21 protein-coding genes are annotated in these 20,540 nt (G+C 69.4%); 13 read left to right on the plus strand and 8 right to left on the minus strand.

Features of this window, described 5'->3' with window-relative positions; all coding sequences use genetic code 11:
- Positions 1-64: 64 nt before the first annotated feature.
- Positions 65-2,338, minus strand: coding sequence for a transglycosylase domain-containing protein (locus ACWV17_RS05490; RefSeq protein WP_455358692.1), 2,274 nt, complete (start codon positions 2,336-2,338; stop codon positions 65-67).
- 209 nt (positions 2,339-2,547) lie between these two features.
- Here ACWV17_RS05490 and ACWV17_RS05495 point away from each other — a divergent pair, with 209 nt between their 5' ends.
- The 5 genes from ACWV17_RS05495 (at position 2,548) to ACWV17_RS05515 (ending at position 7,405) form a co-directional block, all read left to right on the plus strand.
- Complete coding sequence (locus tag ACWV17_RS05495) at positions 2,548-3,474, plus strand: SPFH domain-containing protein (protein ID WP_455358693.1); 927 nt, start codon at positions 2,548-2,550, stop codon at positions 3,472-3,474.
- Entirely contained in the window at positions 3,420-3,752 is a 333-nt protein-coding gene (locus ACWV17_RS05500) for a hypothetical protein (protein WP_455358694.1), read from the plus strand. Before ACWV17_RS05495 ends, ACWV17_RS05500 begins: the two co-directional genes overlap by 55 nt.
- A 94-nt stretch (positions 3,753-3,846) precedes the next feature.
- Positions 3,847-4,371 carry a PadR family transcriptional regulator gene (locus ACWV17_RS05505; RefSeq protein ID WP_455352712.1) on the plus strand — a complete coding sequence of 175 codons (525 nt, stop codon included), beginning with the start codon at positions 3,847-3,849 and terminating at the stop codon, positions 4,369-4,371.
- Complete coding sequence (locus ACWV17_RS05510) at positions 4,368-5,087, plus strand: ABC transporter ATP-binding protein (protein WP_455358695.1); 720 nt, start codon at positions 4,368-4,370, stop codon at positions 5,085-5,087. The genes ACWV17_RS05505 and ACWV17_RS05510 overlap by 4 nt, the downstream gene beginning before the upstream one ends.
- Positions 5,084-7,405: an FtsX-like permease family protein gene (locus ACWV17_RS05515; RefSeq protein WP_455358696.1), complete on the plus strand. Its 2,322-nt coding sequence runs from the start codon at positions 5,084-5,086 to the stop codon at positions 7,403-7,405. The genes ACWV17_RS05510 and ACWV17_RS05515 overlap by 4 nt, the downstream gene beginning before the upstream one ends.
- A 25-nt stretch (positions 7,406-7,430) precedes the next feature.
- On the opposite strand, the gene ACWV17_RS05520 is transcribed toward ACWV17_RS05515, so the two are convergent.
- Positions 7,431-8,399 carry a hydrogen peroxide-inducible genes activator gene (locus ACWV17_RS05520; RefSeq protein WP_455358697.1) on the minus strand — a complete coding sequence of 323 codons (969 nt, stop codon included), beginning with the start codon at positions 8,397-8,399 and terminating at the stop codon, positions 7,431-7,433.
- Positions 8,400-8,537: 138 nt separating this feature from the next.
- On the opposite strand from ACWV17_RS05520, the gene ACWV17_RS05525 reads away from it, so the two are divergent.
- The 3 genes from ACWV17_RS05525 (at position 8,538) to ACWV17_RS05535 (ending at position 10,412) form a co-directional block, all read left to right on the plus strand.
- On the plus strand, positions 8,538-9,092 hold the full coding sequence (locus ACWV17_RS05525; protein ID WP_455358698.1) for a peroxiredoxin: 555 nt from the start codon (positions 8,538-8,540) through the stop codon (positions 9,090-9,092).
- A gap of 3 nt (positions 9,093-9,095) precedes the next feature.
- On the plus strand, positions 9,096-9,632 hold the full coding sequence (locus tag ACWV17_RS05530) for an alkyl hydroperoxide reductase (RefSeq protein WP_455358699.1): 537 nt from the start codon (positions 9,096-9,098) through the stop codon (positions 9,630-9,632).
- A 162-nt stretch (positions 9,633-9,794) separates the two neighbouring features.
- A complete protein-coding gene (locus ACWV17_RS05535) occupies positions 9,795-10,412 on the plus strand; it encodes a Uma2 family endonuclease (RefSeq protein ID WP_455358700.1) in 618 nt (205 codons plus the stop codon).
- Here ACWV17_RS05535 and ACWV17_RS05540 read toward each other — a convergent pair.
- The 5 genes from ACWV17_RS05540 to ACWV17_RS05560 all read right to left on the minus strand — a co-directional run bounded on the left by ACWV17_RS05540 (position 10,402) and on the right by ACWV17_RS05560 (position 16,249).
- Positions 10,402-11,121 (minus strand): hypothetical protein, encoded by a 720-nt coding sequence (locus ACWV17_RS05540; protein ID WP_455358701.1) that lies wholly within the window; start codon positions 11,119-11,121, stop codon positions 10,402-10,404. The two genes, ACWV17_RS05535 and ACWV17_RS05540, sit on opposite strands and share 11 nt — an antisense overlap.
- On the minus strand, positions 11,118-12,554 hold the full coding sequence (locus tag ACWV17_RS05545; protein ID WP_455358702.1) for an AI-2E family transporter: 1,437 nt from the start codon (positions 12,552-12,554) through the stop codon (positions 11,118-11,120). The genes ACWV17_RS05540 and ACWV17_RS05545 overlap by 4 nt, the downstream gene beginning before the upstream one ends.
- 141 nt (positions 12,555-12,695) lie before the next feature.
- Entirely contained in the window at positions 12,696-13,403 is a 708-nt protein-coding gene (locus tag ACWV17_RS05550) for an aggregation-promoting factor C-terminal-like domain-containing protein (protein WP_455352721.1), read from the minus strand.
- 446 nt (positions 13,404-13,849) lie between these two features.
- Positions 13,850-15,166: a PhoH family protein gene (locus ACWV17_RS05555; RefSeq protein ID WP_455352722.1), complete on the minus strand. Its 1,317-nt coding sequence runs from the start codon at positions 15,164-15,166 to the stop codon at positions 13,850-13,852.
- Positions 15,167-15,457: 291 nt separating this feature from the next.
- The gene (locus tag ACWV17_RS05560; protein ID WP_455358703.1) at positions 15,458-16,249 is read right to left on the minus strand and encodes an isoprenyl transferase; all 792 of its coding nucleotides are present in this window, start codon (positions 16,247-16,249) and stop codon (positions 15,458-15,460) included.
- A 129-nt stretch (positions 16,250-16,378) separates the two neighbouring features.
- On the opposite strand from ACWV17_RS05560, the gene mgrA reads away from it, so the two are divergent.
- Entirely contained in the window at positions 16,379-17,425 is a 1,047-nt protein-coding gene (mgrA, locus tag ACWV17_RS05565) for an L-glyceraldehyde 3-phosphate reductase (RefSeq protein ID WP_455352723.1), read from the plus strand.
- A gap of 172 nt (positions 17,426-17,597) precedes the next feature.
- Here the strand turns inward: mgrA and ACWV17_RS05570 are convergent, their stop codons facing one another.
- Positions 17,598-17,825 (minus strand): hypothetical protein, encoded by a 228-nt coding sequence (locus ACWV17_RS05570; protein ID WP_455358704.1) that lies wholly within the window; start codon positions 17,823-17,825, stop codon positions 17,598-17,600.
- A gap of 80 nt (positions 17,826-17,905) precedes the next feature.
- Between ACWV17_RS05570 and ACWV17_RS05575 the strand changes: the two genes are divergently transcribed.
- From ACWV17_RS05575 to ACWV17_RS05590, 4 genes are all read left to right on the plus strand, one after another.
- Positions 17,906-18,298 carry a DUF192 domain-containing protein gene (locus ACWV17_RS05575; protein ID WP_455358705.1) on the plus strand — a complete coding sequence of 131 codons (393 nt, stop codon included), beginning with the start codon at positions 17,906-17,908 and terminating at the stop codon, positions 18,296-18,298.
- 137 nt (positions 18,299-18,435) lie between these two features.
- The gene (locus tag ACWV17_RS05580; RefSeq protein WP_455358706.1) at positions 18,436-19,053 is read left to right on the plus strand and encodes an SMI1/KNR4 family protein; all 618 of its coding nucleotides are present in this window, start codon (positions 18,436-18,438) and stop codon (positions 19,051-19,053) included.
- 31 nt (positions 19,054-19,084) lie between these two features.
- Positions 19,085-19,573 (plus strand): N-acetyltransferase family protein, encoded by a 489-nt coding sequence (locus ACWV17_RS05585; RefSeq protein WP_455358707.1) that lies wholly within the window; start codon positions 19,085-19,087, stop codon positions 19,571-19,573.
- Between the two features lie 267 nt (positions 19,574-19,840).
- The gene (locus tag ACWV17_RS05590; protein WP_455358708.1) at positions 19,841-20,524 is read left to right on the plus strand and encodes a hypothetical protein; all 684 of its coding nucleotides are present in this window, start codon (positions 19,841-19,843) and stop codon (positions 20,522-20,524) included.
- Positions 20,525-20,540 lie beyond the last annotated feature (16 nt).

Below are 20,540 nucleotides of genomic sequence, written 5' to 3' on the forward strand. Positions count from 1 at the left end.
GCGCGGCGGCTGACCGCCCACGCCCCCGCTCCCGGCCGCCCGGAGCCTCCCGGCCGCCCTGGCCCTACGGCCTCGGCGGCCGGAAGCTGTCCTCCCCGCCTCCCGTGTCGCCGCCGGTATCCCCGCCCGTGTCACCGCCCGTGTCACCGCCGGTATCCCCACCGGTGGTGTCTCCCGGCCCGCCGATGAGGCCGCCGGTCGGCTGGTCCGTCGGGTCGTCCGGGGAGAAGGTCGGGTCCGGCTCGTCCGTCGGCGTCTGCGTCGGGTCCGGCTCGTCCGTCGGCGTCTGCGTCGGGTCCGGCTCCTCGGTCTCGGTCGGCTCCTGGGTCGGCGTCGGGGGCGCCTCGACCTGGCCCATGTCCGTCTCCAGGTCGAACCGCTGGTTGGTGTCACCCCCGCGCAGGGCGTCCAGCGTGTACTGCTTCCAGATCCTGGCCGGGAAGCCACCGCCGTTGGCACGGCCGGAGTTGGCGGTTCCGGTCAGCGAGACCTGGCCGCCGCCCTCCTTGGTGGACTCGCCGAACAGCGCGACGACCGTGGTCAGTTCGGGCGTGTAGCCGGTGAACCAGGCCGACTTGTTCTGCTCGGAGGTACCGGTCTTGCCGGCCGCCTCGTAGGCGCTGGACCGCACGGCGCTCGCCGAGCCCTCGTTGACGACGCCCGTGAGCACCTTGGTGACCGTGTCGGCACTCACCCGGCTGATCGCCTCGCCGCCCACCGGCTTCGGCAGCTCGACCTTGCGGCTCTTGTGCTCGGCGGACTTCACGATCGCCGGGGTGACCTTCTCACCGTGGTTGGCGAGGGTCGCGTAGGCGGCCGCCATGTCCACGGTGCTCGCGCCCATCGGGCCCAGCGACATGGCCGGACGCTCGTCGAACCCGCCGCGGTCCTTCATGCCGAGGGCGAGCGCGGTCTTCTTCGCCTCGTCGGGCCCGACGTCCACGATCATCTGCGCGTAGACGGAGTTGAGCGAGTGGTTGGTGCCCTTCTGGACCGTGACGGGACCCCAGTCCTTGTCATCCAGGTTCTGCGGGGCGAAAGCGGTCTCGCTGCCCTCGACCGGCCGGCGGCTGGTGCCGTCGTAGACGGTGTTGGGTTTGATCGGCTTGCCGTCCTGGGTCACGGACTCGTTCTCCATGGCGGAGGCCAGGACGAACGGCTTGAAGGTCGAGCCCGGCTGGTAGTCGGAGCGGGTCGCGTTGGAGATGTAGTGCTGGGTGGCGTCGACTCCGCCGTACATCGCAACCACGTGCCCGGTCTTGGGGTCCACCGAGGTCGCACCGGCCTGCACGGTCGCGTCGACCTTGTTGTTCTTGCGGTCGAGCTTGTCCTCCAGCTGCTCCTCGACCGCCTTTTCCAGCTTCTGCTGCTTCTTGGGGTCGATGTTGAGCGTGATCGTCCAGCCGCCGGCGTCGAGTTCCGCCTTGGAGATCCCGGCCTTCTCCAGCTCCGACTTGGCCGCCTCGACGAGATAGCCGGCCTGGCCGCTCATGCCGGGCGCCGCCTGGGGCTCCTTCGGCACGGGGAACTTCAGCGTGGCGCGCTTCGCCTCGTCCAGCCGGCCCATGTCGACCATGTGGCCGAGGACGATGTCCCAGCGCTCCTGGACGAACTTCCGGCCGGTCGGGGTGGCCGCGTGCCAGTCGTACGCGCTGGGGGCCTGGAGCAGAGCGGCGAGGTACGCGCCCTGGTCGACGGTCAGATCCTTCGCGTCGACGCGGTAGTACGCCTGGGCCGCGGCCTGGATGCCGTACGCACCGCGCCCGTAGTAACTGGTGTTGATGTAGCCGGCGAGGATCTCGTCCTTGCTCATGCGCTGGTCGACCTTGAGCGAGATCACCAGTTCCTTGAGCTTGCGGGTGACCGACTGGTCCTGCTCGAGGTAGTAGTTCTTGACGTACTGCTGGGTGATCGTCGAGCCGCCCTGCTTGCCCTGCCCCGAGAGGGTGTTGATCAGACCGCGGGCGGTGCCCTTCAGGTCGACGCCGGAGTCCTGGTAGAAGGTCTTGTTCTCGGCGGCGACGAAGGCCATCTGGACGTCTTTGGGGATGCGGTCGAGACCGACGATCGACCGGTTCACATCGCCGGTGCGGCCGAGGATCTTGCCGTTGCTGTACGTGTAGACGTTGCTCTGCATCCGGGCCTGGTCGTTCGGCTCGGGCTCCTCCACCGTGAAGTAGAGGACCACGAAGGCGCCCATCAGGAGCAGGCAGAGTCCGAAGAAGGTGCCCAGCACCTTCTTCCAGGTGAAGAAGCGGCGTATGCCGCCCGGCTTCTCCGCCTTCCTCGCCCGGCGCGCACCGCCCTGCTGTGCTCGTCGTGCTTCTGCTCGGCCCATGCTCCACTGCTCCGCTCGTGAACCCCCGACGTCAGCTCAGCAAGCTAACACCGCGCCTGTGGACAAAGCTCTGCCAATCCGGGCCTTCCGGACGTGACAATGAGCACCCGTGTCACTGGAACCGACTCCTGAGAGCTGTGCATGGTTGCGAGCCCGTGTAATCTGATATCACTTCGCTAGACCCAGAACGACCGAAACGGGGACCAGTCATGCCCGAGAACACCACCGCCGATCTCCCACAGATGCCCGCACCGCGGGTCCGCGAGTTCGCCGCCCGCAGCATCGGCGGCGGCCTCGCCCTGCTGCTCGGCCTGCTGGGCCTGGCCGCCGGCGCCGGCCTCGTCACCGGCGGCGCCGCGGCCGGTTCGGGCGGCGCCAAGGCCGCGCTGATCATCGCGGGCATCCTGGTCGGCATCGCCGCGTTCCTCGCGATGTGCGGGCTGAACATGGTGGCGCCGGGCGAGGCCCGCGTCGTCCAGCTCTTCGGCCGCTACCGGGGGACGATCCGCACCGACGGACTGCGCTGGGTCAACCCGCTGACCTCCCGCGCCAAGATCTCGACCCGGGTGCGCAACCACGAGACCGCCGTACTCAAGGTCAACGACGCCTACGGCAACCCGATCGAGCTCGCCGCGGTCGTGGTCTGGAAGGTCGAGGACACCGCGCAGGCGATGTTCGAGGTGGACGACTTCCTGGAGTTCGTCTCGACCCAGACCGAGGCCGCCGTCCGCCACATCGCGATCGAGTACCCGTACGACGCCCACGAGGAGGACGGCCTCTCACTGCGCGGCAACGCGGAGGAGATCACCGAGAAGCTCGCCATAGAACTGCACGCCCGGGTCGAGGCGGCCGGCGTCCACATCATCGAGTCCCGCTTCACCCACCTCGCATACGCGCCCGAGATCGCGTCGGCGATGCTCCAGCGCCAGCAGGCCGGGGCCGTCGTCGCCGCCCGCAAGCAGATCGTCGAGGGCGCGGTCGGCATGGTGGAGATGGCACTCACCCGGATCGCCGAGCAGGACATCGTCGAGCTCGACTCGGAGCGCAAGGCGGCGATGGTCAGCAACCTGATGGTGGTGCTGTGCGGCGACCGGGCCGCCCAGCCGGTCCTCAACACCGGCACGCTCTACCAGTGACGGACCCCGGCAGCCCGAAGGGCAGGCCGCAGCAGCGCAAGCAGGTGCTGCTGCGGCTGGACCCCCTGGTGTACGAGGCGCTGGCGCGCTGGGCCGGCGAGGAACTGCGCAGCGCGAACGCACAGATCGAGTTCGTACTGCGGCGGGCGCTGGCCGAGTCGGGCCGGCTGCCCGGCGGCACGGGCCCGATCCCCCGCCGCGGGCGGCCCCCCAGGGCCGTGGCGCGGGACGCGGCGCCGGAGGCTGCCCCGGAGGCGGATCCTCGTACCGAATCGTGACAATCGCAGCTGACCTGCGGAAAGAAACCGCAGGTCAGCTTCTCTACACACTGGGTATACATGGGGTGTATACGCAGTGTGTAGAGTGCTGCGCATGTCAATCGGCCACACCCTGCTGGGACTCCTGGAGTCCGGCCCACGCCACGGTTACGACCTCAAGCGCGCGTTCGACGAGAAGTTCGGACACGACCGTCCGCTGCACTACGGGCAGGTCTACTCGACCATGTCCCGGCTGCTGAAGAACGGTCTGGTCGAGGTCGACGGGATAGAGGCCGGCGACGGCCCGGAGCGCAAGCGCTACGCGATCACCGAAGCCGGCATCACCGATGTCGAGAGCTGGCTCGCGCAGCCCGAGAAGCCCGAGCCGTACCTCCAGTCGACCCTCTACACCAAGGTCGTCCTCGCGCTCCTCACCGACCGCAGCGCGGCCGGTCTGCTCGACACCCAGCGCGCCGAGCACCTGCGCCTGATGCGCGAGCTCACCCGGCGCAAGGTGAGCGGCGACTTCGCCGACCAGCTCATCTGCGACCACGCGCTCTTCCACCTCGAGGCCGACCTGCGCTGGCTGGAACTCACCGCCGCGCGCCTCGACCAGCTCGCCCAGGAGGTACGGAAGTGACCGGCCCGCTGCTGTCCGCCGCCCAACTGCGCAAGGCCTACGGGCCCACCCCCGCGCTCGACGGCGCGGAGTTCACCATCCGCCCCGGCGAGGTCGTCGCCGTCATGGGCCCCTCCGGGTCCGGCAAGTCGACCCTGCTGCACTGCCTGGCCGGGATCGTCCGCCCCGACTCGGGCACGATCACGTACGACGGCCGCGACCTCACCGCGATGTCGGACGCCGAACGCAGCGCACTGCGCCGCAGCGACTTCGGCTTCGTCTTCCAGTTCGGCCAGCTCGTACCGGAACTGAGCTGTACGGAGAACGTCGCCCTGCCGCTCCGGCTGAACGGCGTGAAGAAGAAGGAGGCCGAGCGCAAGGCACTGGAGTGGATGGAGCGCCTGGAGGTCGCCGAACTCGGCCACAAGCGCCCCGGCGAGGTCTCCGGCGGCCAGGGCCAGCGCGTCGCCGTCGCCCGCTCGCTGGTCACCTCCCCGCGCGTGCTCTTCGCCGACGAGCCGACCGGCGCGCTGGACTCGCTCAACGGCGAGCGCGTGATGCAGCTCTTCACCGCCGCCGCCCGGGACACCCGCGCGGCCGTGGTGCTCGTCACCCATGAGGCGCGGGTCGCGGCCTACTCCGACCGGGAGATCGTCGTCCGTGACGGCAAGTCACGCGACATGTCCAGCGGCACGTCCAGCGACACGTCCAGCGACACGGCGGAGCGCGTCGCATGAGCTGGGCCGACGATCTGAGGATGGGCGCCCGGTTCGCCGTGACCGGCGGCCGGGAGGGCTGGACCCGCACCCTGCTCACCGCCGTCGGTGTGGGCCTGGGTGTGGCGCTGCTGCTGTTCACCACCGCCGTACCGTCCGCCCTCGGCGCCCGCGACCAGCGCGGCGACGCCCGTAACGACTTCGGCGCGGGCATCACCACCGGGCCGGCCGCCGACACCATGCTGGTCGGCCGCACCGACAGCACGTACGACCGGAAAGACGTCCGCGGCCGGCTGCTGCTGCCCGAGGGAGACAAGGCCCCGGTGCCGCCCGGCCTGGCGAAGAACCCCGGGGCCGGCGAGATGGTCGTCTCCCCCGCCCTGGCCGACCTGCTCGACTCCCCCTCGGGCGAGCTGCTGCGCGAACGCCTCGACTACCGCATCATCGGAACCATCACCGACGAAGGACTGCTGGGCCCGCACGAACTCGCGTACTACGCGGGCAGCGACGTCCTCAAGGCGAGCACCGACGGCGTCGAGCGGATCAACGCGTTCGCCCCCATGGGCCCGGCCGAGGAGATGGACCCGGTCCTCGCCCTGTTCGTCGTCATCATCTTCGTCGTCCTGCTGATGCCGGTCGCGGTCTTCATCGCCGCCGCCGTGCGCTTCGGCGGCGACCGGCGCGACCGCCGGCTCGCCGCACTGCGCCTGGTCGGCGCCGACGGACGGATGACCCGGCGCATCGCCGCCGGTGAGGCCCTGGCCGGATCGCTGCTCGGTCTCTTCTTCGGCGCCGGATTCTTCCTGCTCGGCAGGCAGTTCGTCGGGGACTTCACCGTCGCCGGCCTCAACCTCTTCCCGGCCGACGTCGACCCGAGCCCGGCGCTGGCCGCGCTCGTCGGCGTCGCCGTCCCGGCCGCGGCGCTCGCGGTGACCCTCTTCGCCCTGCGCGGAGTCGTCATCGAGCCGCTCGGCGTGGTGCGCAGCAGCGTCCCGCGCAAACGCCGGGTGTGGTGGCGCCTGGTGCCGCCGCTCGCCGGGCTCGCCCTGCTCTACCCGCTGATGGGCCAGGGCCGGGACGGCGGGGACTTCAACCAGTGGCAGGTGACCGGCGGCGTGGTGCTGCTGCTGGTCGGAGTCACCGCGCTGCTGCCCTGGCTGGTGGAGTTCGTCGTGGCCCGGCTCGGCGGCGGCACGGTCGCCTGGCAACTGGCCGTACGACGGCTCCAGTTGACCAGCGGTACGGCGGCCCGCCTGGTCAACGGCATCGCGGTCGCGGTCGCCGGGGCGATCGCCCTGCAGATGCTGTTCGCCGGCATCCAGGGCGACTACACCAGGAACAGCGGGATGTCCCCGGACCGGGCCAACCTGGCCGTGTCCGCTCGCGACCTGTCCCCCGCCCAGACCCAGGAGCTGTCCCAGCGGATCAAGGCCGCCGAAGGCGTACGGGACGCGACGGCCCTCGCCTTCGCCACGCTGTCACCGACCGCCAAGGACCCGGCGGAATCGCTGTCGCTGACCATCGGCGACTGCGCCGCCCTCAAGGAGAACGCCCGGATCGGCTCCTGCCGTGACGGCGACATCTTCCTCGCCGAGGGCGGCGACGAGCGCGCGGCGGTGGCCCAGCACGCGCAGCCCGGCAGCCGGCTCGTGATCGACCCGAGCTACAGCGGCGGTGGCCCCAAGGGCGCCGAGATCGCGTGGACCGTGCCGGCCGACGCCCGACGGGTGCCCTCGCGGCCGGACCCCACCGGCTACGACCGCGGCGGTGTCCTGGCCACCCCGGGCGCGCTCGCCAAGGTGTCCGGCCTGCCGATGCAGTACACACTGTTCGTCAAGCTCGACCCGCGGGAGTCCGCCGCCGCCGACCGGGTGCGCAACCTCGCGTACGAGGCGAATCCCCTGGCGTACGTCATGACCGTGCAGGCGACCGAGACGTCGACCAAGTTCGCGAGCGTCCGCAAGGGCCTGTTCATCGGGGCCGCCGGAGTGCTGATGCTCATCGGCGCCAGCCTGCTGGTCTCCATGCTGGAGCAACTGCGCGAGCGCAAGCGGCTGTTGTCGGCACTGGTGGCGTTCGGCACCCGCCGGACCACGCTCAGCTGGTCGATCCTGTGGCAGACCGCCGTCCCCGTCGCGCTGGGCCTCGCCCTCTCCTCCGCCGTGGGACTGGGACTCGGCTCGATCCTGCTGAAGATGGCGGGCACGAGCTTCGGCGTCGACTGGATGTCGGTCGCCACCATGGCCGGCATCGGCGCCGGCGTGGTCCTGCTGGTCACCGCACTGAGCCTGCCACCGCTGTGGCGGCTGATGCGCCCGGACGGCCTGCGCACCGAGTGAGCCGTCCGCTCCTGGTGCGGACCCGCTACTCGGCGGGCCACACCGGGAGCGGCCGCATCGCCTCCCGCAGCGCGTCCGCGAACGCGGTGAACTCCTCCTGCCGGGCCGTGCCGGTACGCATCGCCAGCGCGATCCGCCGGGACGGCGCCGGCTCGGCGAAGTACCCGGTGGCCAGATGCTCGTTACGGCTGGCCTCCACCCGCAGCGCGGTACGCGGCAGCAGCGTCACCCCGAGCCCGCCCGCGACCAGCTGCACCAGCGTGGAGAGCCCGGCGGCGGTGGTCGTGACCGCGGCCCCATCGGTACGGCCCGCCTCCCGGCAAATGTCGAGCGCCTGGTCGCGCAGGCAGTGCCCCTCGTCGAGCAGCAGCAGATCCAGCTCGCGCAGCGCCTCGCGCGGGATGTCGTTGCGCCCCGCCAGCCAGTGGTCGCGCGGCGCGACCAGCACGAAGTCCTCGTCGAACAGCGGCAGTTCGGTCACCCCCGGCACTCCGAGCGGCACCGCGAGCAGCAGCAGGTCCAGCCGGCCGCCGGACAGTCCCTCCAGCAGCGACGCGGTCTGCTCCTCGTGCACCTGGAGGTCCAGTTCCGGGTACCGCTCGTGGATGAGCCAGAGCACGGTCGGCAGCAGATAGGGCGCCACCGTGGGAATCACCCCGAGCCGCAGCACCCCGGTGAAGGGCGCCCGCACCGCCTCGGCCTCCTCCATCAGCTCCCCGACCGCGTCGAGCACAGCCTTCGCCCGTACGGCGAGCCGCTCCCCGGCGGACGAGAGCAGCACCTTGCGGGTCGTACGCTCCAGCAGCTGTACGCCGAGGGCGTCCTCCAGCGCCGAGACGGCCCCCGACAGCGCGGGCTGGCTCATCCCGATGGCGGCGGCCGCGTCCCGGAAGTGCAGGTACTCGGCCACGGCGGCAAAGGCGCGCAGCTGCGCGAGGGTGGGCTGCTTGCTCCGGCTCGCTCCCCTATTGCTGGCAGAATTACTGACAGACACTGATAGGCACCTCCGATCACGATGACCCAGTCTAGCTATTTCCGTGATCAATAGCCGCCGTGCCACCATCGGTGATCCGTCCAACCCCCGCGGAAAAGCGCCCCCAAAAGGGGCCTTTCCTCGTTGCAAGGAGAGTTTGTGCTCACTGTCGGCGACAAGTTCCCCAGGTTCGATCTGACCGCCTGCGTCTCTCTGGAGAGCGGCAAGGAGTTCGAGCAGATCAACCACAAGACCTACGAGGGCAAGTGGAAGATCGTCTTCGCGTGGCCCATGGACTTCACCTTCGTGTGCCCGACCGAGATCGCCGCTTTCGGCAAGCTGAACGACGAGTTCGCCGACCGCGACGCCCAGGTGCTCGGCTTCTCCGGCGACTCCGAGTTCGTCCACCACGCCTGGCGCAAGGACCACGCCGACCTGCGTGACCTGCCCTTCCCGATGATGGCCGACTCGAAGCACGAGCTCATGCGCGACCTCGGCATCGAGGGCGAGGACGGCTTCGCCAAGCGCGCCGTCTTCATCGTCGACCAGAACAACGAGATCCAGTTCAGCATGGTGACCGCCGGTTCAGTGGGCCGTAACCCCAAGGAGGTCCTGCGGGTCCTCGACGCGCTGCAGACCGACGAGCTGTGCCCGTGCAACTGGAAGTCCGGCGACGAGACCCTGGACCCGGTCAAGCTGCTGGCGGGTGAGTGACCCATGGCCCTCGACGCACTGAAATCCGCGATCCCGGACTATGCCAAGGACCTGCGGCTGAACCTCGGCTCGGTCATCGGCAACAGCGACCTGCCGCAGCAGCAGCTGTGGGGCACCGTCCTGGCCTGCGCGATCGCCTCGCGCTCGCCGAAGGTGCTGCGTGAGCTGGAGCCGGAGGCCAGGACGAACCTGTCCGACGAGGCGTACACGGCCGCCAAGTCGGCTGCCGCCGTCATGGCCATGAACAACGTCTTCTACCGGACCCGGCACCTGCTGTCGGACCCCGAGTACGGGACGCTGCGCGCGGGTCTGCGGATGAACATCATCGGCAACCCGGGTGTGGAGAAGGTCGACTTCGAGCTGTGGTCGCTCGCCGTCTCCGCGATCAACGCGTGCGGCCAGTGCCTGGACTCGCACGAGCAGGTGCTGCGCAAGGCCGGCGTGGACCGCGAGACGATCCAGGAGGCGTTCAAGATCGCCTCGGTGATCCAGGCGGTCGGCGTGACGCTCGACTCGGAGGCCGTACTCGCGGCCGAGTAGTTCCCCGCACGCACGCGGTACGCACGCGAAGGGGCCCGCCCACCGGAACTCCGGTGTGCGGGCCCCTTCGTTCACTCGTACGGGTGCACGTTCCGTTACCGGACATGTGCGGGGGGACGGGCCTACGATGATGCTCTCGACACCAGCCATCAGGAGGCCCGCATGTCTGCCGCAGCAGTCGAGCACCCCTGGGACGGCAAGCCGGAAACTCTGCTCGAAACGGCCAACAGGCTCATGGAGCAGCACCCCGGCTACCGGATCGAGATCATCGGAGGCGTCATCACCGTGGCCCCACCACCGGACGGCCCGCACGCCCAAACGCTGACCGACATCATGATCCCTTTCCTCGCCGCAGGCCTGCACGGCGAGGAGAGCCAGGTCCTCCAGGCACTCGGCCTCTGGCTGCCCGGCGGACCCGAGGACTATGCCATTCCCGACCTCGTGGTGGTCGACGCCGATCTCGAAGAACACCTCGTCGAGAACAACTGCTACGACCCCGCCTGCTTCCGCCTGGTCCTGGAGGTGACCTCCAGCAACTACAACAACGACCTCAAGAACAAGGTCCGCGCGTACGCCGAGGCCAAGATCCCCGTCTACGTGATCGTCGACCGTAGGAACGAGCGGGTGCGCGTGCTGACGGACCCCCTTGCCGACGAGTACGACAAGCACGCGCTCTACGCGCCGGGCCAGCAGGTCACCCTGCCCGAGTCGATCGGCGCCAAAGTCACTCTCGACGTCACGGCCCTGCTGAAGGCCGGCGGGCTGTCGGTCACGACTTGAGCGTGCTCATCAGCTCCCGCATGTCCTCGATCATCAGCGTTTCCAGGCCGGACACATCGGGCTCCGGATAGTCGCCCTCGGGCTCCGCGTCCCCCGAGAAGCCCACGCTGACGGTGATCTGAAGGGTGAACACGGCCCCGCCGTCGCGCACTTTCAGCAGCGGCGGGCTGAGGTCGTCCTCCGTCACCAGAAAGGCCTGGTCCCCCAGGCCCGGTACCGCTTCCGGCTTCAAGCCGGCGGCGCCGTACCACTCGTTGGGCGTGAGGTCCGCTTCGAACTCCGCCGCCGGGTCCGTCTTCTTGTGCAGCTCGACCCCGATCCAGATTTCGTGGTCGATCGTGAACCCTTCCGTGTCCGCCGCCGCCGGCAGCAGGGGGACGGTGCAGTTCGCCCGGTCGAGGGCCGCGTGCTTGCGTACCGTCGCCAGCGGGCTGTCGATCTTCTTCCCGAGTTCCGCGGTCAGGGTCGACAGCTTCGCCTTCTCGCACAGCTGCTCGTCCACCTGGTAGCCGCGCGTGTCCGGCAGCCGTTCGGCGGCGCCGCCGAACGCGTAGAGCCCGCCCGCCCACACGGCGGATGCCACCACCGCCCCGCCCAGGGCCCACAGCCAGGGCCGCCGCGGCGAGTCCCGCTCCGCGGCCGGCGGCTCGACCGTTTCCGACAGTTCCGGCGGGCCGAAGTCCCCCACCATCTCCGGCTCTGAGATCACGCTCGTCCGTCCCGTTCCGCCGGGGCGCCCGCGACGTCCACCGCCGTCGCGCCGTGCGGGGACGGGCCGATGCGCAGGGCCTGTTCCCGGGAATGCGCCCGCAGGTAGCCGACGACCGTGTTGGTCACCGCCACCAGCGGTACGGCCACCACCGCGCCGCCGATGCCCGCCGTCAGGCCGCCCGCGGCGACGGCCAGGACCACCGCGAGGGGATGCACGCGGACCGCGCGGCCGAGGATGAACGGCTGCAGCACATGGCCTTCGAGCTGCTGTACGGCGAGTACGACGACCAGCACCATCAGCGCGGTGAACGCGCCCTGCGTGACCAGGGCGACCACCACGGCCAGCGCTCCGGAGACGACGGCGCCCACGAGCGGGATGAAGGCGAAGAGGAAGATGAACACGGCCAGCGGCACCGCCAGCGGGACATCGAGGAAGTAGATGCCGAGGCCGATGAAGATCGCGTCGATCAGGGCCACTATCACCGTGCCCCGCACATAGGCGGTCAGCGTGCGCCACGCGCGCGGGCCGGCGCCCGCGACGCCCGGCCGGGCCTGGCCGGGCACCAGCTTGAGCACCCACTGCCAGATGCGCTTGCCGTCGTAGAGCAGGAAGAGCGTCGAGAACATCGCCAGGAGCATGCCGGTGAGGATCTCCACCAGCACGGTCACGCCCTGGAGTCCGGCCGAGGTGATCTCCTCGGTGTTCGTCCCGACCGTGTCGCTGAGGTTGTCGGCGATGTCGTTGATCTGCTTGTCAGTGACATGGAACGGGCTGTCCAGTGCCCACTGCTTGAGCTCGTCGATGCCGTCCCTGACCCGGTCGGAGAGGTCGCCGAGGTTCTCCAGGACCTGCCAGACCACGAACCAGCCGACCAGTCCGATGATGACGAAGCCGGTGACGGCGGTGACGGCCGTGGCCAGCCCGCGCGGCAGGCCGAGTCTGCGGAGCCGGGCCACGGTGGGCTGGAGCAGGGCGGTGATCAGGAGCGCGGCGACGAACGCGAGGACGACCAGGCGGACCTCGCTGATGACGCGCATCAACACCCAGAGCGTGCCCGCCAGTACGAGCAGCCGCCAGCCCACCTCCGCCGCGACCCGCATGCCCCAGGGAATGGCGTCCATGGGTTGCGGCCGGGCCGCCACGGACGGCGCGTAGTCGGGCGGCGCGGGGACGTGGTCGCGGGCGGCAGCTTGGTCCTGGGCGGCGGTGTGGTCACGCCCCGGGGCGTGCTCGGGAGCCGGCGCGGCCGTACCGCGTCCGGTGTCCTGCTCATCGCCGGCGCGGGTCGCGTGGTTTCCGCGGTCCACGTCGTCCATGGCGGTGTCCGCGTCGTCGTCCGCGTGACTCGCGGCGCGACGCTCGTTGAGGCGCTGTTCCATCCGGGTCAGCCCGGCTCCGAGCCGGCCCAGCCACCCTGGCGTTTTTGGCATGCTGCTTCCCTTCCCCCGGGATGACCGTACACGCGCGGAGCCCCTCACCGTAGGACGGCGAGGGGCTCCGCGAGGTTGAGGTCGTCGGCCGGCCCCTTTCACGGGGCCTTCGGGCCTTCGGGCCCAGGGGCCGGGTACTCCCTAGTACCAGTGGTTGGCCTGCCAGAACGACCAGGCGCCGCACGGGCTGCCGTAGCGGTCGTCCATGTAGTTGAGGCCCCACTTGATCTGGGTGGCGGGGTTGGTGCGCCAGTCGGCACCCGCCGAGGCCATCTTGGTACCGGGCAGCGCCTGGACGAGGCCGTAGGCCCCGGAGGACGGGTTCTCCGCCCGGTAGTTCCAGGTGGACTCGCGGGTCACGATGTTGCTGAAGCACTGGAACTGGTCGGCCGGCACCATCTGGCGTGCCATGGCCTTGACCTGCTCAACGGTGTACGAGCTCTGCACCGAGAACGAGGACGCGTCGCGGGTCGCGGAACGGCTGGCGGCCTGCTGCTTGGCTTCTTCCTCTTCCTTCGCCTCGCGCTCGCGCTCTGCCTTCTCCTCGGCGGCTTCCTTCTTCGCCTTGGCGTCCTTGGCGGCCTGCAGTCGCGCGGCCTCCTCGGCGGACTTCTTCGCCGCGGTGTCCGCGGCGGCAGCCTGGGCGTCGGCCTGCTGCGTCAGGGACGCGGTCTGGACCTGCGCCTGCTCGCCAACGGGTATGTCTGTGAGGAGAGTCGTGCCGGCTGCGGTCGCCTCGAGGTCGTTCGAGGGCTGGGTGTTGCCCGAGGCAACACCCACGACGGCGCCGACTGTGGTGACCGCAGTGGCAGATGCCACGGCGAATCCCCGGACCGAGATCCGGCTCACACGGTGTCCTTCCAGCAGCTTCCGCAGCGGTGACCTCGCGGACGCAATCGTGCCCCTGGCGCTGGTCTCCATCTGATGACTGGTCACGGGAGACACGGGCCCGTGGGCAACTCCCCTTGCGAGGAGCGCCGCGTGGTGCTCGGGCGGCATACGGCTTACGGCTGTTGAGTTGTGTGGTGCTCCGTACCTCTGGAGGTACGGGTGTGCCGTATGCGGGGCCTGACGGAAGCAAGACTCTGCCGTAGGCCGAGGGCGGGAAGCAATTCTCCGTTGCGTGTGAAAGCTCACACCTCGTTTGTCCCAGGTGTTTTACGGAAAGTGGCGCGCAGCCCGGCGCCGCCCGGCTAAGCTCCTTCGCTTTGCCGGGCGGCGCCAACTGCCTTGCCCCTTTTGCCTGGAGGGTCCGTTACGAACTCCTACCGGAAGGGGGCGAAAGGTGCAAAGAACTACCCTTCCTCCAGCATTTCGGTCACGAGGGCGGCGATCTGCGAGCGCTCCGAGCGGGTGAGGGTGACATGCGCGAAGAGCGGATGCCCCTTCAACTTCTCGACCACGGCGACCACTCCGTCGTACCGCCCGACCCTGAGGTTGTCGCGCTGGGCGACGTCATGGGTCAGTACGACTCGGGAGTTCGCCCCGATCCGGGACAGAACGGTCAGCAGGACGTTCCGTTCCAGTGACTGCGCCTCGTCGACGATCACGAACGCGTCGTGCAGCGAGCGGCCCCGGATGTGAGTGAGCGGCAGCACCTCCAGCATGCCGCGGCCCAGCACCTCCTCGATCACTTCACGGCCGGCCACGGCGGACAGCGTGTCGAAGACCGCCTGCGCCCAGGGGCTCATCTTCTCGGCCTCGGTGCCGGGCAGATAGCCGAGCTCCTGCCCGCCCACCGCGTACAGCGGCCGGAAGACCATCACCTTCTGGTGCTGCCTGCGCTCCAGTACGGCTTCGAGGCCCGCGCACAGCGCCAGCGCGGACTTGCCCGTACCCGCCCGGCCGCCCATCGAGACGATGCCGATGTCGGGGTCGAGGAGCAGGTCGAGCGCGATGCGCTGCTCGGCGCTGCGGCCGTGGATGCCGAAGGCCTCCCGGTCGCCCCGGACGAGGCGGACGTTGCCTTCGGCGGTGATGCGGCCGAGTGCCTTGCCGCGCTCGGACTGGAGCACCAGGCCGGTGTGGACGGGCATGTCGCTCGCCTCCGGGACATACAGCGTGTCCTCGGAGTAGAGGAGGTCCACCTGCTCCGCCGAGAGCGACAATTCACTCATCCCGGTCCAGCCGGAGTCGGTGATGGCCAGTTCTGCCCGGTATTCCTCGGCGAGCAGCCCGACCGAGGAGGCCTTGATGCGCAGCGGAAGGTCTTTCGACACGACCGTGACGTCGTACCCCTCGGCCTGCAGGTTGCGTGCGACCGCGAGAATCCGTGAGTCGTTGTCCCCCAAACGGAAGCCGGCCGGGAGTACGCCGGGATCGGAGTGGTTGAGCTCGACGCGCAGCGAGCCGCCCAGGTCCCCGAGCGGGATGGGGGCGTCGAGGCGGCCGTACCGGATCCGGAAGTCGTCCAGCAGGCGCAGCGCCTGCCGGGCGAAGTAGCCGAGCTCCGGATGGTGCCTCTTGGCCTCCAACTCCGTGATGACCACGATCGGGAGCACGACTTCGTGCTCGTCGAAGCGGGTCACGGCGTTGGGGTCGGCCAGCAGGACGCTGGTGTCGAGAACGTAGGTGCGCCTGTCGGGCATGCGGCGCTTTGTGCTGGTCACCACGGAAGGACGTACCCCCTCGGATGAGGTCGGCTCAGGCCACGATGCATGGGCCGGGCGCCGACCCTCCGTCGCGTCCACGTGGTTCGTACGAACCGCACGGTCGTCCTGGTGCAAAGGGCCTCCCGGGTGGACGGCCCCATGCCGTCCACTGAGATGCGACGTCCTCCGACGATGCTTTTCGGACGTCGACCTGGAAGGGATATTCCCTCGAACACCCGCCGTCATGCCATGGCATATGACGGACGGTTCGTGAACGAGTGGTGAAGAAGGGGCGGACCGGGGAGCGGGGGTTCAGGAGCCGTAGCGGCGGTGACGGGCCGCGTAGTCGCGCAGGGCGCGCAGGAAATCCACCTTGCGGAAGGCCGGCCAGAAGACTTCGCAGAAGTAGTACTCGGAGTGCGCGCTCTGCCAGAGCATGAAGCCGGACAGGCGCTGCTCGCCACTCGTACGGATGACCAGATCGGGGTCCGGTTGGCCGCGCGTGTAGAGGTGCTCCGAGATGTGCTCGACATCGATGATCTCGGCGAGCTCCTCGAAGGAGGTGCCCTTGTCCGCGTGCTCCAGGAGCAGCGAGCGCACGGCGTCGGCGATCTCCTGGCGGCCGCCGTAGCCCACTGCGACATTGACGAGTATCCCTCCCCCAGAGCCTCCGGCCTGGGAGGTACCCCCAGTTCCCGCGGTGGCCTGCTCGGCCTCCTTCAGTACGGACTGGGTGCGGGCGGGCAGCAGATCGAGCGTGCCGACGTGGTGGACGCGCCAGCGGCCGTCGGCGGCGAGGTTGCGGACCGTGTTCTCGATGATGCCGAGGAGCGGGCGGAGCTCCTCCTCGGGGCGGTCGAGGTTGTCCGTGGACAGCATCCAGAGGGTGACGACCTCGACATCGGTCTCGTCGCACCAGCCGAGCATTTCCAGGATCTTGTCCGCGCCGGCCTGGTGGCCCTGCTCGGTCGTACCGCCGGACGCCTTCGCCCAGCGCCGGTTGCCGTCGAGGATGACGCCGATGTGCTTGGGCACCTGGGCGTGGTCGAGTCGGCCTTCCACCCGGCGTGCGTAGAGCCCGTACACCAGGTCGCGCAGGTTCACGATCTTCCAGCCCCTCCGTGCAATGACTCCGTGCGGTGTCCGTCCAGTCCCCCGGGCCGCCACATTACTGCGCGGGGCTGTCAGCGGCCCAACCCAGGTGTGTCACAAGTACGTGATAGGGAGGGAAGCGTGACTGAAACCTCTCTCCACGCCACCTACCGGGCAGATGCCGCGCGCTACGACTCCATGGAGTACCGGCGCACCGGGCGCAGCGGCCTGAAGCTCCCGGCCGTCTCGCTCGGCCTCTGGCACAACTTCGGCGACGACCGCACGCTGGACTCGCAGCGCGAGATCCTGCGCCGTGCGTTCGACCTGGGCGTGACGCACTTCGACCTGGCGAACAACTACGGTCCGCCGCCGGGCTCCGCCGAGCTCAACTTCGGCAAGATCTTCGCGCAGGACTTCTCGGCGTACCGGGACGAGCTGATCATCTCGACCAAGGCCGGTTATCTGATGCACGCGGGGCCCTACGGCGAATGGGGTTCCCGTAAGTACCTGCTGTCCTCGCTCGACGCCTCGCTCGGCCGCATGGGTCTCGACTACGTCGACATCTTCTACTCGCACCGTTTCGACCCGGACACCCCGCTGGAGGAGACGATGGGCGCGCTCGCGTCCGCCGTGCAGCAGGGCAAGGCGCTGTACGTGGGCGTCTCCTCGTACAACGCGGAGCAGACGGCGGAGGCAGCCGCGCTGCTGAGGGAGATGGGTGTCCCGGCGCTCATCCACCAGCCCTCGTACTCCATGATCAACCGCTGGACGGAGGACGACGGCCTGCTCGACACCCTGGAGGAGGCCGGCATGGGCTGCATCTCCTTCGTGCCGCTCGCGCAGGGGCTGCTCACCGGCAAGTACCTCAAGGGCATCCCGGAGGGTTCGCGTGCCACGCAGGGCAAGTCGCTGGACCCGGAGCTGCTCTCGGACGAGGTGGTGCGCCGGCTGAACGGACTCAACGACATCGCGCAGCGGCGCGGCCAGTCGCTGGCGCAGCTCGCGCTGACGTGGGTGCTGCGGGACGAGCGAATGACGTCGGCCCTGATCGGCGCGTCGAGCGTGCGGCAGCTGGAGGAGAACGTGGCGGCGCTGGCCGGGGCCAAGCTGACGGACGAGGAGCTGACGGAGATCGACTCGTTCGCGGTGTCCACGCCGGGCACGAACATCTGGGCGAACCGGGGCTGAGGCGGGCGGGACCCGGCCGGTTCCGGTCCCGGTTCACAGCGTGCTCATGGCCCGTTCACAGGAACGTGGGCAGAAAAACGGGCCGGTCCGTGGGGGGGATACGGACCGGCCCGAGGGGGGGTTTCCACCATAACCCCTCGTATGGGGAGTCGCGTGCACCGGCTCGCCGGGATTACGTACCGAGTACGCCCAGCAGTAGCCCGGCGAACGCCCCCGCCGCCATGAACGGACCGGAGGGCACGGCCGTCCTGCGGCCCGCCCGGCCCTGCGGCACAAGGCCCAGCCCGCATACGGCGCCGCAGTGGAAGCCCGCGAAGGCGCTCAGCGGCAGTACCCCCCACCCGTACCACCCAAGAGTGACCCCCGGCGAGAGCGCCGGCTTGACGTCGCCGAAGCCCATGCCGTTGGGGTTGGTCAGGAAGCGCGGATACGGAGACGACGGTACGCTCGGCCGGCATTCGACGCGGAGGGCTGGGGGACATGGGGCGGCGCTGGCAGGACGGCAAGGGAACGCTGACGGTCGGGGACGAGGGTGAGCGCGCGGGCGCGGGACAAGGCGCCCGGGTACGGCTGGAGATCGCGGCCTCGTACCGCGCCAGAACCCGCGGGCTGCTCGGCCGCGACGGTATCGACGGGGCGATCCTGCTGAGCCCGGCGGGCAGCGTGCACACGTTCCGGATGCGCTTCGCGATCGATGTCGCCTACCTGGACCGGGAGTTGAACGTCATCGCGGTTCGGACGATGAAACCGGGCCGGCTGGGCCTGCCCCGGCTGCGCTCGCGGCACGTACTGGAGGCGGAGGCCGGCGCGATGGAGCGCTGGGGCATGCGGCCGGGCGTGCGGGTGAGTATCGCCGCGGGGCCGTCTTCCTGACTGCGCGCCCTGGCGCCGCCAGATGCGGTGACAGGGGGCGGGGCCCAGCGGCGGCCGGCGTGGTTGCGTACGGCATCCTTGATCAGGCTTGATCGGGCTGGAGCTGGGCACGGCGGGCACGGAGAGGGGTAGGGGCCATGGGGGAGAACCCACATGTCAGAGCGCTGTCCGAGATCATGCCGCCGGCACACGGAGCCGACGAGCAGGTCGACTGGGCAGCCGCCGAGGCCGTCTGGAAGACCCGCTTCCCCGCCGACTACATGGCCTTCATGGCGACCTACGGCGGCGGTGGAATCAACGGCGAGGCCGGCGTACTGCTGCCGCTGCCGGAGCAGGGTCCGCAGTGGGAACCCGGCTCCATCGCGAGCGAGACGGCGAACGCCCGCTACACGTGGGAGACGGAGGGCGGCCGGAGCCCGCTCGACATCGACCCCGAATCCATCCTGGCCTGGGGCATCACCGCCGGTCCGGACATCCTGTGCTGGCTGACGACGGACCCCGACCCGGACCGCTGGCCGGTGCTGGTCGTCGGGCGGCACACGTCGTCGAGGTTCATGGTCCATCCGTACGGCATGGCCGAGTTCCTGCGCAGGCTCTTCCTGGACGACTTCGAGGACTGCCCGGTCAGCCTCGTCTTCTGGGACGGAGCCCCGCCGCGGTTCGTGCACTGGCGCGAGGAGCAGCGGCGCTGGCTGGCCGGACTGAACCCGGACACGGGCGAGCCGGACCCGTACGCCGGGATGCAAATCGACTGACTGGGCCGACGAAGACCGGCATCCTGTCCACATGCTGATCAGAGAAGCCACCACGGAGGACTGGCCCGTCATCTGGCCGTTCTTCCAGAAGATCGTCGCCGCGGGCGAGACCTTCACCTATCCGCTCGACCTGGGCGAGGAGGACGGCCTCGACTGGTGGTTGCTGTCGGCACCGAACCGTACGGTCGTCGCCGTGGACGACGCGGGTGTGGTCCTCGGTACGGCGAAGATGAACCGCAACCAGGCGGGCAATGGCTCGCACGTCGCGAGTGCCAGTTACATGGTCGACCCGGCGCATGGCGGGCGGGGCGTGGGCCGGGCGCTGTGCGAGTACACGGTGGAGTGGGCACGCGCGGCGGGGTACCGGGCGATGCAGTTCAACGCGGTCGTGGAGACGAACGAGTACGCGGTGAAGCTGTACCGGTCGATCGGCTTCGAGGTGGTGGGCACGGTCCCGGAGGGCTTCCGCCACCCGACGAAGGGTTATGTCGGCCTGCACATCATGCATTTGGCGCTCTGAGCGGGGCGGGGCAGGACCATCTATCGGCCAACCCTTGTCCGGTTTTTATCGGCGAGGTAGATCCATTACTCACGCGATGAAACCATGGGCGCGCAGTCAGCCGGCAACGCCATTCTCTTGCGCTTGACCACCGCCAGAGAACCACAACGGACTGCAGTCCGGGCTTTCACTCTTCATGGGAAGCACGGACGTCATCTTCTCGTGCCCCAGAGACACCACCCAGGGCAGCAGCCCGGGCAACCGGGGCCAATTCACTTGTGGGGGAACATGTTCATACAGAAGATCCAGCGTGCCGTTCTGGCCGGTTCCATTGCGTGCTCGTTCGCAGTCACCGCCACCACTACCGCTGCGGCTGCTCACGCTTCGCCGGCTCCGGCCGAAGTCGACACCATCACGGTGGACGGGACCGACTCATCGCTCACGGTGACCCTTGACGACGCAGTATCACCCGAGACGGCGGGCGAAGTCCGAGAGACGCTGGAAGACAGTCTGCAGGCCGATCCGGCAGATCCGGCAGCCACCACTGCCACCCCGCCCGGCTCGGTTGAGACGCTCACTCCGATGGGCGGCGACCCCGGGCCCAAGTACCGTGTCATCAAGTGCAGCACATCGAATACCGTCATCACGGACCGGAACGGACGATTCGATGTTCGGTACAACTGCCGACACAACAACGTGAACTGGGGATACCGCGTCTCCTCCAAGCTGGTCTCCATCGCCGTCGGCAACATGCAGGAGAAGGGCCTCTCCTGGTACAAGGGGAGCCGCAAGATTGGCCAGAACGCTCCGCACAACGTGCCGGTCGGGTACTTTTTGCACGGCACTCAGGGCGGCATCACCAGTGGTGACCTCCTCAGCTGGCACGACACGATGACCTTCCGCGTCAATGCCGGCGGTCGGCCCGGAACCGCGGTACTCAATGTGGGTGGAACCTTTGTCGTCGTCCGCTGATCTGCTCGCTCGTGTC

The organism is Streptomyces mabaensis, assembly GCF_053763515.1.

Coding starts and splice junctions, on each gene's coding strand:
- ACWV17_RS05490 (WP_455358692.1), bottom strand. CDS start 2,338: ATGGGCCGAGCAGAAGCACGACGAGCACAGCAGGGCGGTGCGCGCCGG.
- ACWV17_RS05495 (WP_455358693.1), top strand. CDS start 2,548: ATGCCCGAGAACACCACCGCCGATCTCCCACAGATGCCCGCACCGCGG.
- ACWV17_RS05505 (WP_455352712.1), top strand. CDS start 3,847: ATGTCAATCGGCCACACCCTGCTGGGACTCCTGGAGTCCGGCCCACGC.
- ACWV17_RS05515 (WP_455358696.1), top strand. CDS start 5,084: ATGAGCTGGGCCGACGATCTGAGGATGGGCGCCCGGTTCGCCGTGACC.
- ACWV17_RS05530 (WP_455358699.1), top strand. CDS start 9,096: ATGGCCCTCGACGCACTGAAATCCGCGATCCCGGACTATGCCAAGGAC.
- ACWV17_RS05535 (WP_455358700.1), top strand. CDS start 9,795: ATGTCTGCCGCAGCAGTCGAGCACCCCTGGGACGGCAAGCCGGAAACT.
- ACWV17_RS05545 (WP_455358702.1), bottom strand. CDS start 12,554: ATGCCAAAAACGCCAGGGTGGCTGGGCCGGCTCGGAGCCGGGCTGACC.
- ACWV17_RS05570 (WP_455358704.1), bottom strand. CDS start 17,825: ATGGGCTTCGGCGACGTCAAGCCGGCGCTCTCGCCGGGGGTCACTCTT.
- ACWV17_RS05575 (WP_455358705.1), top strand. CDS start 17,906: ATGGGGCGGCGCTGGCAGGACGGCAAGGGAACGCTGACGGTCGGGGAC.
- ACWV17_RS05580 (WP_455358706.1), top strand. CDS start 18,436: ATGGGGGAGAACCCACATGTCAGAGCGCTGTCCGAGATCATGCCGCCG.
- ACWV17_RS05585 (WP_455358707.1), top strand. CDS start 19,085: ATGCTGATCAGAGAAGCCACCACGGAGGACTGGCCCGTCATCTGGCCG.
- ACWV17_RS05590 (WP_455358708.1), top strand. CDS start 19,841: ATGTTCATACAGAAGATCCAGCGTGCCGTTCTGGCCGGTTCCATTGCG.